16 protein-coding genes are annotated in these 15,285 nt (G+C 70.6%); 6 read left to right on the top strand and 10 right to left on the bottom strand.

Annotated features, from left to right (window positions below; all coding sequences use genetic code 11):
- Positions 1–88: 88 nt before the first annotated feature.
- From ABD250_RS05525 to ABD250_RS05515, 3 genes are all read right to left on the bottom strand, one after another.
- Entirely contained in the window at positions 89–919 is an 831-nt protein-coding gene (locus tag ABD250_RS05525; protein ID WP_344391139.1) for an SDR family NAD(P)-dependent oxidoreductase, read from the bottom strand.
- Positions 916–2,526 carry a FadD3 family acyl-CoA ligase gene (locus tag ABD250_RS05520; protein ID WP_344391137.1) on the bottom strand — a complete coding sequence of 537 codons (1,611 nt, stop codon included), beginning with the start codon at positions 2,524–2,526 and terminating at the stop codon, positions 916–918. The genes ABD250_RS05525 and ABD250_RS05520 overlap by 4 nt, the downstream gene beginning before the upstream one ends.
- Before the next feature lie 71 nt (positions 2,527–2,597).
- A complete protein-coding gene (locus ABD250_RS05515; RefSeq protein WP_146166370.1) occupies positions 2,598–3,452 on the bottom strand; it encodes a mycofactocin-coupled SDR family oxidoreductase in 855 nt (284 codons plus the stop codon).
- A 78-nt stretch (positions 3,453–3,530) separates the two neighbouring features.
- Here ABD250_RS05515 and ABD250_RS05510 point away from each other — a divergent pair, with 78 nt between their 5' ends.
- Together ABD250_RS05510 and ABD250_RS05505 are read left to right on the top strand one after the other, a co-directional pair.
- Positions 3,531–4,763: an acyl-CoA dehydrogenase family protein gene (locus ABD250_RS05510; protein ID WP_182610490.1), complete on the top strand. Its 1,233-nt coding sequence runs from the start codon at positions 3,531–3,533 to the stop codon at positions 4,761–4,763.
- Positions 4,760–5,581, top strand: coding sequence for an SDR family oxidoreductase (locus ABD250_RS05505; protein WP_182617006.1), 822 nt, complete (start codon positions 4,760–4,762; stop codon positions 5,579–5,581). The genes ABD250_RS05510 and ABD250_RS05505 overlap by 4 nt, the downstream gene beginning before the upstream one ends.
- 24 nt (positions 5,582–5,605) lie before the next feature.
- Here the strand turns inward: ABD250_RS05505 and ABD250_RS05500 are convergent, their stop codons facing one another.
- Complete coding sequence (locus ABD250_RS05500; RefSeq protein WP_179524555.1) at positions 5,606–6,394, bottom strand: hypothetical protein; 789 nt, start codon at positions 6,392–6,394, stop codon at positions 5,606–5,608.
- A gap of 112 nt (positions 6,395–6,506) precedes the next feature.
- Between ABD250_RS05500 and ABD250_RS05495 the strand changes: the two genes are divergently transcribed.
- Positions 6,507–7,088 carry a TetR/AcrR family transcriptional regulator gene (locus ABD250_RS05495; protein WP_182659238.1) on the top strand — a complete coding sequence of 194 codons (582 nt, stop codon included), beginning with the start codon at positions 6,507–6,509 and terminating at the stop codon, positions 7,086–7,088.
- Positions 7,089–7,132: 44 nt separating this feature from the next.
- Complete coding sequence (locus ABD250_RS05490; RefSeq protein ID WP_344391126.1) at positions 7,133–8,302, top strand: acetyl-CoA C-acetyltransferase; 1,170 nt, start codon at positions 7,133–7,135, stop codon at positions 8,300–8,302.
- A gap of 85 nt (positions 8,303–8,387) precedes the next feature.
- Here the strand turns inward: ABD250_RS05490 and ABD250_RS05485 are convergent, their stop codons facing one another.
- The 6 genes from ABD250_RS05485 to ABD250_RS05460 all read right to left on the bottom strand — a co-directional run bounded on the left by ABD250_RS05485 (position 8,388) and on the right by ABD250_RS05460 (position 13,384).
- A complete protein-coding gene (locus ABD250_RS05485) occupies positions 8,388–8,873 on the bottom strand; it encodes a hypothetical protein (protein ID WP_182659236.1) in 486 nt (161 codons plus the stop codon).
- A gap of 152 nt (positions 8,874–9,025) precedes the next feature.
- On the bottom strand, positions 9,026–9,637 hold the full coding sequence (locus ABD250_RS05480; RefSeq protein WP_182659235.1) for a hypothetical protein: 612 nt from the start codon (positions 9,635–9,637) through the stop codon (positions 9,026–9,028).
- A 168-nt stretch (positions 9,638–9,805) separates the two neighbouring features.
- Entirely contained in the window at positions 9,806–10,888 is a 1,083-nt protein-coding gene (locus ABD250_RS05475) for a nitronate monooxygenase (RefSeq protein ID WP_182659233.1), read from the bottom strand.
- Positions 10,885–11,655 (bottom strand): CoA-transferase subunit beta, encoded by a 771-nt coding sequence (locus ABD250_RS05470; RefSeq protein ID WP_182659232.1) that lies wholly within the window; start codon positions 11,653–11,655, stop codon positions 10,885–10,887. Before ABD250_RS05470 ends, ABD250_RS05475 begins: the two co-directional genes overlap by 4 nt.
- Positions 11,655–12,593, bottom strand: a complete 939-nt coding sequence (locus ABD250_RS05465; RefSeq protein WP_182659231.1) for a CoA transferase subunit A — start codon at positions 12,591–12,593, stop codon at positions 11,655–11,657. Before ABD250_RS05465 ends, ABD250_RS05470 begins: the two co-directional genes overlap by 1 nt.
- Positions 12,590–13,384 (bottom strand): enoyl-CoA hydratase family protein, encoded by a 795-nt coding sequence (locus ABD250_RS05460; RefSeq protein WP_182659230.1) that lies wholly within the window; start codon positions 13,382–13,384, stop codon positions 12,590–12,592. Before ABD250_RS05460 ends, ABD250_RS05465 begins: the two co-directional genes overlap by 4 nt.
- A 78-nt stretch (positions 13,385–13,462) precedes the next feature.
- Between ABD250_RS05460 and ABD250_RS05455 the strand changes: the two genes are divergently transcribed.
- Both ABD250_RS05455 and ABD250_RS05450 read left to right on the top strand, forming a co-directional pair.
- Positions 13,463–14,236, top strand: a complete 774-nt coding sequence (locus tag ABD250_RS05455; RefSeq protein ID WP_182659229.1) for an SDR family oxidoreductase — start codon at positions 13,463–13,465, stop codon at positions 14,234–14,236.
- Between the two features lie 29 nt (positions 14,237–14,265).
- A complete protein-coding gene (locus ABD250_RS05450) occupies positions 14,266–15,183 on the top strand; it encodes an SDR family oxidoreductase (RefSeq protein WP_182659228.1) in 918 nt (305 codons plus the stop codon).
- Positions 15,184–15,285 lie beyond the last annotated feature (102 nt).

The raw sequence follows: 15,285 nt of genomic DNA, 5'->3' as shown, positions 1-15,285 counted from the left end.
TGCTTGGTTGGTACTGTACCGGACCCGCTCGCCGGATCGGATTCAGACGCCGTCACCACCGCCGTTCAGACGCCGTGGCCTCCGCCGTTCAGACGCCGTAACCACCATCGACGTCGAGCTTCTGGCCGGAGATGAAGCCCGCCCGGTCGGAGGCGAGGAACGCCACGGCCTCGGCGACGTCCACCGCGGTCCCGAACCGTCGCAGCGGGATGTTGCGGCGGGTGACCTCGAGGGCGCGGTCGTCGAGGTCGCCGGAGGAGATGAGCCTCTCGGCCATCCCGTCGGTGAGCATCCCCGGGCCCACGCAGTTCACACGGACCCCGAACCGGCCCTCCTCCGCCGCCAGGCCCCGCACCAGCTGCTCGACCGCGCCCTTGGGGACCGCGGACAGGCCGTCCCGGACCGGGTAGCGGGTGGTGGCGGCGGTGGTGACGACGACGACGGTGCCGCCCACCGCGCGCACATGCGGCAGCGCCGGGTGCACGATCGCGAAGAACCCGGCGGCGTCCGCGTCCAGCTGGGCGCGCAGCTCGGCCGGGCTGGTCCGGGACAGGTGGACCATGGGCACGTGCGGGCCGGCGCAGTGGGCGAGGACGGCGATCCCGCCGTACCGGGAGGCGATCTGATCGATCGAGGCCGCCACCTCGTCGTCGTCGGTCCCGTCGCGTCCCGGGGCCAGTCTCACGCACTCCACGCCTCGTCGGGCGGCCTCGGTGTGGTCACCCGGGCCGGTGGCCCCGGAACCTGTGACCCCCGGGCCGGAGAGCTCCGCCGCCAGGTCCACCGGTTCGGTCGAGCGGTACCCCAGCACCAGGGGGTTGGCGGGGAACTCACCGGCCAGGCGCCGGGCCACCGCGCGGCCGATGCCGCCCGAGGCGCCGGTGACCACGACGGCACCCGCCCGGCGGCCCGTGCTCATCGGAGGTCGGTCTTGAGGATCTTGCCCGAGGCGTTGCGCGGGAAGGACTCCACGAACTCCACGGCGCGGGGGCGTTTGAAGTTGGCCAGGTGCTCGCGGCAGAACCCGAGGACGTCCTCCTCGGTGAGCGACGAGCCCTCGCGGCGCACCACGAAGGCCTTGCCGACCTCACCCATCCGGTCGTCCGGGACGCCGATGACAGCGGTCTCGACCACCCCGTCCAGGCGCGCGAGCGTCTGTTCGACCTCGGCGGGGTACACGTTGAACCCGCCCGTGATGTACATGTCCTTGAGCCGGTCGGTGATCCGCAGGTTGCCGTGGGAGTCGATCTCGCCCACGTCGCCGGTGTGGAGCCAGCCGTCGGGGTCGATGGCCTCCGCGGTGTTCTCAGGGTCGTCGAGATACCCCTGCATCACCATCTCGCCGCGGGTGAGGATCTCGCCGGAGTCCCCGATCCGGATCTCCATGCCGGGGTACGCCCGCCCGCACGTGGTGGCGACGGTGACGTCGTCGTCGTCCGCCGTGGTGGTGGTAATGAAGCCCATCGTCTCGGTCTGGCCGTAGGCGGTGAGGACGGTCTCCAGGCCCAGGTCGGACTGCATCCGCTCGACCAGGACCACCGGGACGACCGAGGCGCCGGTCACGGCCAGGCGCAGGGAGGACAGATCGAATCCCGCCCGGTCCGGGGCGTCCAGGATCGTCTGGAAGATCGTGGGGGCACCGGGCAGGACGGTGGCGCCCTCGTCCTGTACGAGCCGCATGGTCTCGGTGGGGGAGTACACGGCCAGCGGGATGACGGTGGAGCCGAAGAGTGTGCAGACCAGGAAGCCGGCCTTGTAGCCGAAGCTGTGGAAGAACGGGTTGACGATGAGGTACCGGTCGCGCTCGGTGAGTCCGCCGTTCGAGCCCCACGCGCGGGCGCCGGCGACCGTCTGGCGGTGCAGCGCCACCACGCCCTTGCTCTTTCCCGTGGTGCCGGAGGTGAACAGGATGTCGGCCACGTCGTCGCCCGTCACCGAGTCGGCGCGGGCGTCGGCCCGCGCGAGCGCGGAGTCGGTGGCCTCCGCCTGGAGGTCGGTGAAGTCGACGACGGCGAGGTCGGCGGTCGCGGCGTCGCCGCCGTCGAGCGGGATCCTCACGAGCGTCCGCAGTCGCGTGGCGCCGGCGAGCGACCCGCCCGCCGCGGAGGACAGGTCGGCGATCCGCTCGGCACCGAGGAAGGCGCCCGCGACGACCGCGGCGGTCGCGTGCGTCCGCTGGACCAATTCGAGGGTCTCACTACCGGTGTAGCGCGTGTTGGCGGGGACCGCCGTCCCGCCGGCGTACTGCACCCCGAGCGCGGCCACGATCCAGTGGCGGGTGTTGGGCGCCCAGATCACCACGCGGTCCCCCCGCTCGACCCCGCGCGCGACCAGGCCCGCGGCGAAGCGGCGGACCTCGTCGAGCAGCTGCGCCCACGTCCACCGGGTGTCCTGACCGGGCTGGACGTCGGCGACCGCCTCGCGATCCGGCCAGAGTGCCGCCGCCCGGCGCAGGGCCGCGGCGGTGGTCTCGACGTCGCGGGTGGTCTCGACGTCGCGGGGGGCGGCGGTGGAGCTGTCGTTCATCGCGGACTCCTCGGGTGCTGCGAGTGTGGCGCCCACCACGGTACCAAGCACCTGCTTGGTCGGCCCCGTGCTCAGTACCTGAGCGCGCCCCGGTCGAACGGGACCTGGACCCCCGAGATCGAGCGGGAACCGTCCCCGGCCAGGAACGACACCACGTCGGCGACCTCCTCGGGGGGCATGAAGTCCGCCAGGGTGCTGACGCCGTCCGCGAGGACGTTCTTGAGGGGCATCGGCGAGAAGCTGTGCAGGTACGACGGGAACCGGCCGAAGATCTCCGCCATGCCGTCGGGGTCGATCATCGGCGTGTCCACCGAGTACGGGTGGATCGAGTTGACCCGGATGCCGAACTCGCCCGCCTCGAGGGCGAGTGAGTTGGTCAGCGCGACCAGGCCGGCCTTGGAGGCCGAGTAGTGCCCGTTGCCCGGCGTGGCCTTGAGGCCCGCCGACGAACTGACGATGATGATCGACCCGCCGTTGCCCGCGGAGATCATCGCCGGCACCGCCGCGCGGATCGTCCGCCACGTGCCGCTGAGGTTGACGCCGATGACCATGTCCCAGTCGTCCTCCGGCAGCTCCCACAGCCGGCCCCAGTTGAGGACGCCGGCGTTGGCGACGACGATGTCCAGCCGGCCGAAGGTGGCGATGGTGCGGGTGACCAGGTCCTGCAGCGCGCCCAGTTCCCGGATGTCGAGGACGGCCGAGAGGGATCTGCCCCCGGCCTCCTCGACCAGGCGAACGGTCTCGGCGAGATCGTCCGGTGTCGGCGCCGGGTAGGAAACGGACTCGGACACCGGGGCGCAGATGTCGGTGACCACGACGTCCGCGCCCTCCGAGGCGAGACGGACGGCGTGGGCCCGGCCCTGTGCCCGGGCGGCGCCGGTGACCAGTGCGACCTTGCCCTCCAGGGGCGTGACGGGTGTGCTCATGTCGACCATCACACCCGACGCGGTCAGTGGGGGCGGCCGGTTCCGGCAAACCAAGCAAGTGCTTGGTAGAGTGGCCCCATGACCCAGAGCACCAGGCCGGCGTCGGAGATGACCGACGACGAGTTCGCCGCGGAGTTCCGCACGTGGCTGGACGACAACCTGACCGGAGACTTCGCCGAGATCAAGGGCACCGGCGGGCCCGGCAGCGAGCACCAGTTCTTCGCCCGACGCCTGGCCTGGGAGCGGCACATGGCCGAGGCCGGGTGGACCTGCGTGGGCTGGCCGGTCGAGTACGGCGGCCGCGGGGCATCCCTGAGCCAGCAGGTCCGCGTGCACGAGGAGTACGCCAAGGCCGACGCCCCGGCGCGGGTGTCGCACCTGGGCGAGACGCTGCTCGGGCCCACCCTCATCGCGCACGGTACGCAGGAGCAGAAGGACCGTTTCCTGCCGCGGATCCTCGACGTCACCGAACTGTGGGCGCAGGGGTACTCCGAGCCCGGCGCTGGATCCGATCTGGCGAACGTGTCCACCACCGCGCGCCTGGGCGAGGACGGCAGATGGCATCTGCACGGGCAGAAGGTGTGGACCTCCCTGGCGCACCTGAGCCAGTGGGTGTTCGTCGTGGCCCGGACCGAGGAGGGGACCAGCCGTCACAAGGGCCTGAGCTTCCTGCTGGTGCCGCTGGACCAGCCGGGCGTCGAGATCAGGCCGATCCAGCAGCTCACCGGGACCTCGGAGTTCAACGAGGTCTTCTTCGACGATGCCGTCACCGACGCCGGGATGATCGTGGGGGAGCGGGGCGAGGGCTGGAAGGTCGCCATGACCCTGCTGGAGTTCGAGCGGGGTGTGTCCACGCTCGGTCAGCAGGTGGGCTTCGCCCGCGAGCTCGACCAGATCGTGGCCATGGCCCGGTCCAACGGCAGCGCGGAGGTCCCCGCGGTGCGCGAACGGATCACGCGCGCCTGGGTCGGGCTCAAGGTGATCCGCGCCCATGCGCTGCGTACCCTCGCCGAGCGCGACGCCTCCGGGGGTAACGCCTCCGCGGCCAAACTCCTGTGGGCCACCTGGCACCGCGATCTGGGCGAGCTGGCGATGACCGTGCAGGGGGCGGAGTCGCTCACCGGGCCCACGCACGACTCCGAGGGCGCGGCCAACGACCTGCACGACCCGGAGCATCTCGAGTTGGCGCGGTGGCAGCGGCTGTTCCTGTTCACCCGCTCCGACACCATCTACGGCGGATCCAACGAGATCCAGCGCAACATCATCTCCGAGCGCGTGCTCGGACTACCCCGAGAGGCCAGGCCGTCATGACCCAGCACAAGTCCCCCCTCGCCGCGTCCCCGCTGTCCACGGTGCCCGAGGAGACCCCGGGACACGGGCTGCTCGCGGGCAAGAAGGTCGTGGTGACGGCGGCCGCCGGCACGGGGATCGGGTTCTCGGCCGCACGTCGCGCCGCGCTCGAGGGTGCCGACGTGCTGGTGTCGGACTTCCACGAGCGCCGCATGAACGAGGCCCGCGACACGCTCGCCGCCGAGTTCCCCGAGCAGCGGTTCGAGGCCATCACCTGCAACGTGCAGTCGACCTCGGACGTCGACGCGCTGATCTCCGGCGCCGCCGAAAAGCTCGGCCGCATCGACGTGCTGGTCAACAACGCCGGCTTCGGAGGCGAGGGTGAGCTGGTCGACATGACCGACGAGGACTGGGACCGGGTCCTCGACATCACGCTCAACGGCACGTTCCGCGCGACCCGCGCGGCGCTGCGGTACTTCCGCGACGTGCCCCACAACGGGGTGATCGTCAACAACGCCTCGGTGCTGGGGTGGCGCGCGCAGCGGGCGCAGGCGCACTACGCGGCGGCCAAGGCCGGCGTCATGGCGCTCACCCGGTGTTCCGCGATCGAGGGCGCCGACTTCGGCGTGCGCATCAACGCGATCGCGCCCTCCATCGCCCGCCACGCGTTCCTGGAGAAGTCGGCCTCCGCCGAGCTCCTCGACGAGCTCGCCGCCAAGGAGGCGTTCGGGCGGGCCGCCGACGTCTGGGAGGTGGCCGCGACCATCGCCATGCTCGCCAGCGACTACACCACCTACCTCACCGGGGAGGTCGTCTCCATCTCGTCCCAGCGGGCCTGACCCTTGGTGGCCCCGGGCCCGGGGCTAGGCGTTCCGGATCTTCTCGACCTGCTTGCCGAAGGCGTCCACAGCCGTGTCCCGTTCCACGTCGGAGACCGGCCCCACACCGTTGGCGACCGTGACGGAGACTCCGATCCCCCGCACGACCCCGGTGATCAGGACGTTCCCCGTGAGCATCTCCTGACCCATCATGTCCATGGTGTTGGTCTGCGAAATGGCGGCGAAGTGCTCCACGCCCTCGGGGGCCTGGAGTTCCAGCAGCGAGTTCTCGGCCCGGGTGGTCACCTCGGTCCCCTCGAGGGGGATCGTGACCGTCATGGTCGGGCAGTCGGCGATGAGCTGCTCACGAGCGGGAAGGCTGTCGGTCACCGTCGTCACGGACACCGCGTACGCGGAGTTCCCGCTCTGGCCCGCCTGGATCGCCATCGCGCCCGGTTCGGCCTGGGCAAGGAAGGCGTCCTGGCTGAAGTCCGCGCAACGCTCGGGGTCGACACGGATCCCCGCGGCGATGTCCTCCAGCGCGCCGACCCCTCCCGCGATGTCCTCGGACGAGACGGGGGACAGGCCCAGTTCGGGGGCGTCGTCGGCGTTCAGCACCAACTGGTCGACGCCTGCGTCCGGCGCGCCCGGTGCGCTCGTCGGCTGGTCCCGGGGCGCCTCGGCCACCGCGGTGGTGGTGCCCGCGGGGGTGTCGTCGTCGCCGGTCTCGCCGATCGTGCAGGCGGTGAGGCTCAGGGCGAGGCCGAACGCCGCCGAGGCCGCGAGGACACGGCGACCGGCTCGGCGCGGTGGGGACGAGATCGTGGGGCGCATGGTGGGGAGTCTAGGCAGTCGGCCGCGCCGGCGGGCGGACCGACGCGGCCGCCGCAGGCCTCGGGTCGCGGTGTCCTGTACCTAGCAAGTGCTTGGTTGGTAGGGTGGCCGAATGACCAGCACGACCAGACGTGAGGAGCTCCTGGCGATCGCCGCCGGGCTCTTCGCCGAGCGCGGCCTCCGCGCCACCACCGTGCGAGACATCGCCGACGCGGCCGGCATCCTCTCGGGCAGCCTGTACCACCACTTCACGTCCAAGGAGGCGATCGTAGACGAGATCCTCCGCGGATTCCTCGACTCGCTCTTCGGTGACTACCAGCGGATCGTCGACGCGGGGTCGTCGCCCCGGGAGACCCTCGAGGGGCTGGTGCGCGTCTCGTTCGAGGCCATCCACCGCCACCGCGACGAGGTGGCCATCTACCAGGACGAGCTCAAGCATCTCCGGGGCAATCCGAGGTTCGACTACCTCCGCGAGCGCAACACCGAGTTCCGCGAGATGTGGACCGACGTGCTGAGTCGGGGAATGGAGTCCGGGGAGTTCCGTCCCGACCTCGACATCCGGCTCACCTACCGGTTCCTCCGGGACACCGTCTGGGTGGCAGTGCGCTGGTACCGGCCGGAGGACGCCGACGACCACGCCGCGATCGCGGACCAGTACCTGCGCATCGTGCTCGACGGCCTGGCCGTCGACTGATCAGCACCACCCCATCCTGATCTCATACCCCCACGAGGAGACACATGACCAGCGTGACCGGCCGCGAGGCCTACGTGATCGACGCAGTCCGGACGCCCGCGGGCAAGCGCGGCGGCAGCCTGTCCGGCCAGCACCCGGCGGACCTGGCCGCGCACGTCATCCGCGCCGTCGTCGAGCGCACGGGAATCGACCCGGAGGTCGTCGACGACGTGATCTTCGGTTGCGTGGACGCCATCGGCCCCCAGGCGGGCAACATCGCGCGCTCCGCGTGGCTCGCGGCGGGGATGCCCCTCGGCGTGCCCGGCACGACCGTCGACCGCCAGTGCGGATCCAGCCAGCAGGCCATCCACTTCGGGGCCCAGGGGATCATGTCCGCGACCCAGGACGTGGTGCTGTTCGGTGGAGTCCAGAACATGAGCGCCCTGCCCATCTCGTCGGCCATGCTGGCGGGTCGCGAGTACGGGTTCGACGACCCGTTCACCGGCTCCACCGGGTGGGTCGAGCGCTTCGGCGCCCAGGAGATCTCGCAGTTCAACGGCGCGCAGATGATGGCCGACAGGTGGGACATCTCCCGCGAGGAGATGGAGCAGTGGGCGCTGCAGTCGCACTCCCGCGCCCGCGCCGCGATCGCCGAGGGCCGGTTCGCTGGTGAGTACGTTCCGCTGGCCGGACTCGAGTCGGACGAGACCACCCGTGAGACCACACTCGAGAAGATGGCCTCACTGCCGGTGCTCGCCGAGGGAGGGTCCCTGACCGCCGCGGTGGCGTCACAGATCTCCGACGGGGCGTCCGCGGGGCTGCTCGCGTCCGCGGAGGCGGTGGAGAAGTACGGCCTGACGCCGCGGGCCCGGATCCACCACCTCACCGTGCGCGGCGACGATCCGGTGATGATGCTCTCCGCGCCGATCCCCGCCACCCGGTGGGCCCTGGAGAAGACCGGACTGACGATCGACGACATCGACGTGGTGGAGATCAACGAGGCGTTCGCCCCCGTCGTGTTGGCCTGGATCAAGGAGATCGGCGCCGACCCGGCCCGGGTGAACCCCAACGGCGGCGGCATCGCCCTCGGTCACCCGCTCGGTGCCACCGGCGCGAAACTGTTCGCCACGCTCCTGAACGAACTCGAGCGCACCGGCGGCCGCTACGGCCTGCAGACGATGTGCGAGGGCGGCGGCACCGCCAACGTGACGATCATCGAGCGCCTGGACACCTGACGGCTCAGCCGCGGCTCCATAACGGGACGGGCCCCGCACCGACTGGTGCGGGGCCCGTTTCGCTCCCGTCGGCATCGGCCGCCGTTCAGGAACCGGTGCTGCCCTCGACGCTTCCGATGATCGGGTCGAGCCCTGGGCCGACCACTGCCGGGAACAGGTGCGGTTCGACGGGACCGTCGCTGCGCATACAGAACACGGTCACCGCGTAGATGTTTGGCGGGACGTTCTCGGCGGAGAGGGTGCCCGGCAGACCAGGAAGGGTCACGGGGAGGCGGATGGGGCCCGGAGTCCGCATGGCGATGACGTCGTCACGCGCACCCAGGGCCCGGACGACCTCCATGAGGTCTCCGCTGGCAGCCGGGGCGATCAAGTGGATCGCGACATAGGGAGGGACGAGCATTCCGAGGCACGTCTGGCCCGGCAGCGGCTCGGTGATGTTCACCTGCACGGTGGTTCCCTGGACTGCGGGGGTGACGACCGCGGCGCTGGCGGCGCCCGATCCGGCGATCGTGAGACCTGCGGCGGTGGCGGCGACGGCGACTCCGGCGACGGTTCTTCTCAGGATGGACATGAGACGCTCCTCTGTGTGTCCGACAGGAATGTGATCTCGGTCACTTCATCGCTGAGGAGTTTCGAGCCGTTACCTGGGCCCGTGAGTTGACGATGCCCGGCCGGTGGACTCGGCCGGGCATCGTGCAGACGTGCGCGCTGAGGCGCGAGAGGTCAGTTTTCGGTGCCTCCGGCCGCCGAGAGGGTGTCGAGGCCGAGCCCCCCGCCCTCGCCGCCTCCGCCGAGCATTGCCGAGGCGGTGCCGAGCAGGTCACCCTCGCTGCCGGACGAGACGCTGCCCATGATCGCCTCGAGCGGGTTGCCGACGATCAGGAACGGGTTGACCTTGGGTGCGTCATCGGAGGCGCAGTAGGTGACCAGCGCGTAGACGTTGGAGTCGACGGTGGCGGAGACGGTGGCCGATGCCAGTCCGATGTCAGCGAAGGTCCCAAGCAGGACGACCGGAGAGTTGAGCGTCGAGGACTTCAGCAGCTCCACACCGGGGGCATCGCTGATCGCCTGCAGTGTGGCCAGGAGATTCGAATCGGTGGCGCTCGCGAGCTGTCCGGCGAGCGTGGTGGCCGTCGAGGTCGGCGCGAGGAGCGCTCCGCAGGCGTCTCCGTCGGCGAGGCCGCCTCCGTCTAGCGTAAAGGTCACGGAGACTGTGTTGCCCTCGGTGGCGGTGTCGGCCGTGGTGGCCATGGCGGCGCCGGCTCCGGCGATTGTGAGGGCGGTGGCCGCGCCGAATACGGCGGCGGCCCGGACGGCGGTGCGGGGGGCAGTCATGGGAGCTCCTGGGGGCAAGCGGGAAGTGAGGCCCGCGAAACGCGGACTCGGCGTTCAGGGTAAACCAAGAAAGACCTGAGGAAGTGCTGAATGAGTCGACGAGTCGCGCCCGCCCCCGGAGCGGGTGGCGGGCGCGACTCGGCGACTCGTGGACCGGCGGTTGGCGCGTCAGCCCAGCCTGCGGAGTGCCTCCATGCGCTCGTGCGCCTGGGTCATGATCCGTTGGATCAGCTCGTCGCAGCTGGGCAGGTCGTCGATCATGCCGACGACCTGCCCCGAGGCCAGGACACCGGCCTCGGTGTTGCCCTCGACCAGGCCGGCCTTGAGCAGCATCGGGGTGTTGGCGGCCATGACGATCTGCTGCCACGTGCGGTCGGACGCCTTCTTCATGTTGAGGCCGTCCCTGGCGAGTGCCTGCCACCTCATGCCCGTCATGGACTTGAACTTGTTGGCGTTCTGGACGGCCGCCAACATCCCCTTGACGGGGCTGCCCGACTCCAGGGCGTTGACCAGGCCGGTACGCAGGACGCGGTGCGGCATGCCGTCGACACGGGTGGAGACGACGGTGTCCTGCAGCCCCTTCTCCAGGTACCGCTGCTTGACCGCGTCCGGGACGCGGGAATCGCTGGTGAGCAGGAACCGCGTGCCCATCGCGACGCCGGCGGCCCCGTAGGCGAGCGCGGCCACCAGGCCACGTCCGTCGAAGAACCCTCCACCCGCGATCACGGGGATGGAGGTGTTCCCGGCCCCACCGAGGGCGTCGATGACACTCGGGAGCAGCAGCGTCGTGGCGACCGGGCCGGTGTGACCGCCGCCCTCGCCGCCCTGGACGATCACCGCGTCGGCGCCCCAGGAGGCCACCTTGACGGCGTGTTTCGCCGCGCCGATGGAGGGGATGACGACGAGGCCGTTCTCCTTCAATCTGGCGATCAACTCCGGCTTGGGAGCGAGGGCGAACGACGCGACCCTCACCCCGTGGCGGATCATGAGCTCACACCGCTCGGCGGCGTCCTCGGCGTCGGCGCGGAGGTTGACCCCGAAGGGCTTGCTGGTCAGCTCCTTGGTGCGCACGATGGCGTTCTCGAGTTCCGCGTACGTCATGGTGGCCGAGGCGATGATCCCCAGCCCCCCGGCGTTGGCGGTGGCCGCGGTGAGCTCCGGACCGGACACCCACCCCATGCCCGTCTGGACGATCGGGTACTCGACGCCGACGAGCTCGGTGAAGGCCGTGGTGATGGTGGGGGCGTTCACGCGGCCGGCACCTCGCGATCGCGGAATCCGCGTGGGTCGAGGACTTCGCGGATGATGCGGAGCTCCTCGGCGGACGGGTCACGGGTGACGCCGGCCTCGGCCAGCCCCTCGATCTCGAACCCGGTGTTATCCGCGACCTCGTCCGCGGTGACGCCCGGGTGGAGGCTCACCGCCCGCATGCCGCGATCGGATCCGCCGAAGTCGAAGACGCCCAGGTTGGAGACGACGCGGTGAAGGTGGTGGTACCGGAACGCGGGGTCGCCCTCGCTGTAGCGGTTGTAGCCCACGCCGCAGATGATGTCGACCTTCTCGGTGAAGACGCGGGTGGAGTGCTTGCCCACCCAGTAGCTGGTCGCGTGGTTGATCGAGTTACCCGGGGCCCCTCGCAGGCCGAACATCTGGCGGGCGGGCTTCTGGACGTCGTCACCGAAGGCCGACAGGTTCTGGTTGCCGAACCGGTCGATCTGGTTGGCTCCCATCACCACGTGGCGGGTGCCGGCCTGGAGGACGTCGAACACGCGGGGGAACGGGATGTACCCCTCGAAGTCGATGACCTTGCCCAACGGCGGGGTCTGGCCGAGGAAGCGGTACTCGCCGTCGGTGATGAGCAGGTCCGGCTCGGTGGTGAGACGCGCGAGGCGCGCGCCGATGGTGGCCATCGGCGTCATGGGGGAGGCGAAGATCTCACCGGCACCGGCGAAGATCTCCGCGCACGCCACAGCGCAGTACTCGGCCCGGCTGACGGACTGGGTGGTGGTGTCGGTCATCACTTGGCTCCCTTGTCTGCGGCGGCAGCGGCCTTCTCGGCGGCGGCCTTATCCGCGAACGCGGTGACCGCCTTCTGGTAGTCCTCCTCGGACCCGGACAGGAACTCGGAGACGAAGGCCTCCCACGACGCGTCGTCCTTGGCCGAGGAGGCGTAGTGCCTCTGGAACGCCTCGTCACGGCCGTAGCCGCCGGCGAACGTGAAGTGCGCGCCGTTCGGCGCCTCGGAGACGGTGTCGACGAACATCCGGCTGAGCAGCATGCGCTGCGGGCCCACCTCGTTCATCAGCGCATCCGCCGACTCCACGACCTCGTCGACCTCGAGGAGGACAGTGTCCGCGGACATCGCGTAGAGGTCATCGAAGTAGCCGTCGACGCCCGTGAACGCGGCGTTGCCGTGCCTGTCGGCCTTGTCCAGGTGGATCAGGGCGGCGTCCAGACGCAGGGCCGGCATCGCCACCAGGGTCTCCGTCTGGCCGTCGACGAGGTAGGGGGAGTCGACGGTCTTGAGCTCGTCGCCCCAGAACCGGAAGACGTCCGAGCCGAGACCGGCGCGCGTGGGCAGGAACGGCAGGCGGTGCGCCGCGGCGGTGAGGCCGGCGCGGACCATGCCCTCGTCCATCTCGCGGGAGACGATCGCCCCCTCGGTGCGTCGGCGGGCGAACCAGGGGTCGTAGAACGGCGCGGAGTCCAGTGAGACGAAGCCGTAGTAGGCCTTGGAGACCTTCCCGGCCGAGCACAGCAGCCCCAGGTCCGGGCCGCCGAAGGTGACGACGGTGAGGTCGGTCAGGTCCTCGCGGCGCAGGATCGCGCGGACGAGCGCCATCGGCTTGCGCCGTGAGCCCCACCCGCCGATGCCGATGGTCATGCCGCTGGAGAGGCGTCCCACGGCCTCGTCGAGACTGGTGCGCTTGTCGCGCGGGGTGGGGGTCGTCGTCACTTGTTCTCGCCCGTCCTCTCGGCTCTGTTGTCTCGTCTGTCCAGGTTGCGGCCCGTCTTGACGAACTCATCCCGGTGCTCGTCGGCCACGCCGGCGAGGTTGAGTTCGAAGGTGAAGCCCTGCTCCATGCGGTACGAGGTCTTCACGTCGACCGGGTCGATGTGGTTGATGGCTTCCTTGGCCGCGCGGATCACCCGGGTGTCCTTGGCGGCGATCGTCTCCGCGAGGTCACGCGCCGCCGCGTCCAGTCGGTCACGGGGCACCACCTCGTACACCGTCCCCCAGCTGTGCAGCTGCTGGGCGGTGACGTTGCGGGAGGTGAAGTACAGCGTGCGCATCATGTGCGTCGGGACCATGCGCGCGAGGTGGGTCGCGGCGCCGAGCGCTCCCCGGTCCACCTCGGGCAGCCCGAACACCGCGTCGTCGGAGGCGACGATGCAGTCGGCGTTCCCCACGAGCCCGATGCCGCCGCCGACGCAGAACCCGTTCACCGCGGCGATCACGGGGACCGCGCATTCGTAGACGGCGTTGAACGCCACATAGCAGCCACGGTTGGCGGCCAGGAGGTGGTCGTGGCCCTCGAAGTTCTGCATCTCCTTGATGTCGACGCCCGCGTTGAATCCCCGGCCCTCGGCTCGGAGGATCACGACGTGGACCTCCGGGTCGCGCCCGGCGGCGAGGATCTGCTCGCCGAGTTCGAACCACCCCGCGGACGGGATGGCGTTGACGGGGGGAAAGTCGACGGTGACGGTCGCGATGCCGTCCGATCCCTTGTCGACACTGATGCCCATGGTGCTCCCTTCGCACGCCGCCGCTGTGCTTCAGCGGTCGGGTGACTAACCAAACGCTTGCTTGGTAGGCTAGCACGCATGTCGAACATCGATCTGGGTCTGGCGGGCAGGGTCGTCCTCGTCACGGGCGGCGTCCGTGGCGTCGGCGCGGGGATCAGCAGGGTCTTCCGCGAAGCCGGGGCCGTCGTCGTCACCTGCGCGCGTCGCCCCGCCGACGAGGGGTCCGACGTCTCGGATCTCGAGTTCCACTCCGTCGACCTCCGGGACCCCGACGCGGTGCGGGCGATGGTCGACCGGATCGTGGAACGACACGGTCGGCTGGACGTGGTGGTCAACAACGCCGGCGGCGCCCCGTTCGCCCTGGCTGCCGACGCCAGCGCCAACTTCCACTCCAAGATCATCGCGCTGAACCTGCTGTCCGCGCTCACGGTGGCCCAGGAGGCGAACCGGGTCATGCAGCCGACCGGCGGGGCGATCGTCAACATCTCCTCGGTCTCCGGCCACCGGCCCTCGCCCGGGACCGCCTCGTACGGGGCCGCCAAGGCGGGCATCGACTCGCTCACGCAGTCCCTGGCCGTCGAGTGGGCGCCCGCGGTGCGGATCAACTCCGTGGTGGTGGGCCCGGTCAAGACCGAGCTCGCCGAGTTGCACTACGGGGACTCCGACGGTGTGGCCGCGGTGGACGCCACGATCCCGATGGGCCGGATGGCGGACCCGCGGGACGTGGGCCAGGCGGCCGCGTTCCTGGCCTCGCCGTTGGCGGCCTACATCACGGGCGCCGAACTCCTGGTCCACGGGGGCGGCGAGAAGCCGGCGTTCCTCTCGGCGGCCAACGCCAACACCAGTCCCTGACATCACCGAACAACTATCCAAGGAGAACCATGGGAATCTGCGACGGACGCGTCGTCATCGTCACCGGCGCCGGCCGCGGGATCGGCCGGGAGCACGCACTGGCCTTCGCGGCCGAGGGGGCCAGGGTCGTGGTCAACGACCTCGGCGCCGGGCTCGACGGATCGGACGTGGGGGAGTCCCCGGCCGAGCAGGTGGTGGAGGAGATCCGGGCAGCCGGCGGTGAGGCCGTGGTCAACGGCAACGACATCTCCTCGTGGGAAGGTGCACGCGAGCTCGTCCAGCAGGCGATCGACCACTTCGGGGGACTCGACGTGCTGGTCAACAATGCCGGCTTCCTCCGCGACAAGATGCTTGTCGGGATGGGGGAGCAGGACTGGGACAACGTGATCACCGTCCACCTCAAGGGCCACTTCGCGCCGCTGCGTCACGCCGCCGAGTACTGGCGCGCCGAGTCGAAGGCCGGCCGCCCCCGCCAGGCCAGGGTCATCAATACCTCGTCGGGAGCCGGGCTGTTCGGCTCGGTGGGACAGGGCAACTACGCGACCGCGAAGGCGGGCATCGCGCTGCTGACCATCCAGACCGCCGCGGAGATGAAGGGGTACGGCGTGACCGCCAACGCCATCGCCCCCGCTGCGCGTACCCGTATGACCACCTCCGCAGGGGAGGGTATGGCCTCTCAGATGGCCGCGCCCGAGGACGGGTCCTTCGACGCCATGGACCCGGCCAACGTCTCGCCGCTCGTCGTGTGGCTTGGGTCGGCGGAGTCGGCCGAGGTCACCGGCCGCGTGTTCGAGGTCGAGGGAGGAAAGGTCACCGTGTGCGACGGATGGCAGCGCGCCGCGTCCGAGGACAAGGGTGCCAAGTGGGACCCGGCAGAGCTCGGATCGGTGGTGCCGCGACTGCTCTCCGGGTCGCCGGCGCCGGTGCCCGTGTACGGCGCTCGCTGAGCCGCCCGGCCTGACCTGCGCCCGGCCTGAACTGCGAGAAGGAGCCCCGCACCATCACGGTGCGGGGCTCCTTCTCTGGTCCCGGGCTCAGCGCCCGGCATC

It is taken from the genome of Dietzia cercidiphylli, from assembly GCF_039531545.1.
GTDB classification, from domain to species: domain Bacteria; phylum Actinomycetota; class Actinomycetes; order Mycobacteriales; family Mycobacteriaceae; genus Dietzia; species Dietzia natronolimnaea.
The sequence above is the reverse complement of the archived record's forward strand: the minus strand, read 5'-3'. Positions and strand labels throughout refer to the sequence as shown.

Bases quoted from the DNA above. Each gene is read 5' to 3' on its own strand.
- ABD250_RS05520 (WP_344391137.1), bottom strand. From the start codon at position 2,526: ATGAACGACAGCTCCACCGCCGCCCCCCGCGACGTCGAGACCACCCGC.
- ABD250_RS05455 (WP_182659229.1), top strand. From the start codon at position 13,463: ATGTCGAACATCGATCTGGGTCTGGCGGGCAGGGTCGTCCTCGTCACG.
- ABD250_RS05525 (WP_344391139.1), bottom strand. From the start codon at position 919: ATGAGCACGGGCCGCCGGGCGGGTGCCGTCGTGGTCACCGGCGCCTCG.
- ABD250_RS05515 (WP_146166370.1), bottom strand. From the start codon at position 3,452: ATGAGCACACCCGTCACGCCCCTGGAGGGCAAGGTCGCACTGGTCACC.
- ABD250_RS05500 (WP_179524555.1), bottom strand. From the start codon at position 6,394: ATGCGCCCCACGATCTCGTCCCCACCGCGCCGAGCCGGTCGCCGTGTC.
- ABD250_RS05480 (WP_182659235.1), bottom strand. From the start codon at position 9,637: ATGACTGCCCCCCGCACCGCCGTCCGGGCCGCCGCCGTATTCGGCGCG.
- ABD250_RS05505 (WP_182617006.1), top strand. From the start codon at position 4,760: ATGACCCAGCACAAGTCCCCCCTCGCCGCGTCCCCGCTGTCCACGGTG.
- ABD250_RS05450 (WP_182659228.1), top strand. From the start codon at position 14,266: ATGGGAATCTGCGACGGACGCGTCGTCATCGTCACCGGCGCCGGCCGC.
- ABD250_RS05485 (WP_182659236.1), bottom strand. From the start codon at position 8,873: ATGTCCATCCTGAGAAGAACCGTCGCCGGAGTCGCCGTCGCCGCCACC.
- ABD250_RS05460 (WP_182659230.1), bottom strand. From the start codon at position 13,384: ATGGGCATCAGTGTCGACAAGGGATCGGACGGCATCGCGACCGTCACC.
- ABD250_RS05495 (WP_182659238.1), top strand. From the start codon at position 6,507: ATGACCAGCACGACCAGACGTGAGGAGCTCCTGGCGATCGCCGCCGGG.
- ABD250_RS05490 (WP_344391126.1), top strand. From the start codon at position 7,133: ATGACCAGCGTGACCGGCCGCGAGGCCTACGTGATCGACGCAGTCCGG.
- ABD250_RS05510 (WP_182610490.1), top strand. From the start codon at position 3,531: ATGACCCAGAGCACCAGGCCGGCGTCGGAGATGACCGACGACGAGTTC.
- ABD250_RS05470 (WP_182659232.1), bottom strand. From the start codon at position 11,655: ATGACCGACACCACCACCCAGTCCGTCAGCCGGGCCGAGTACTGCGCT.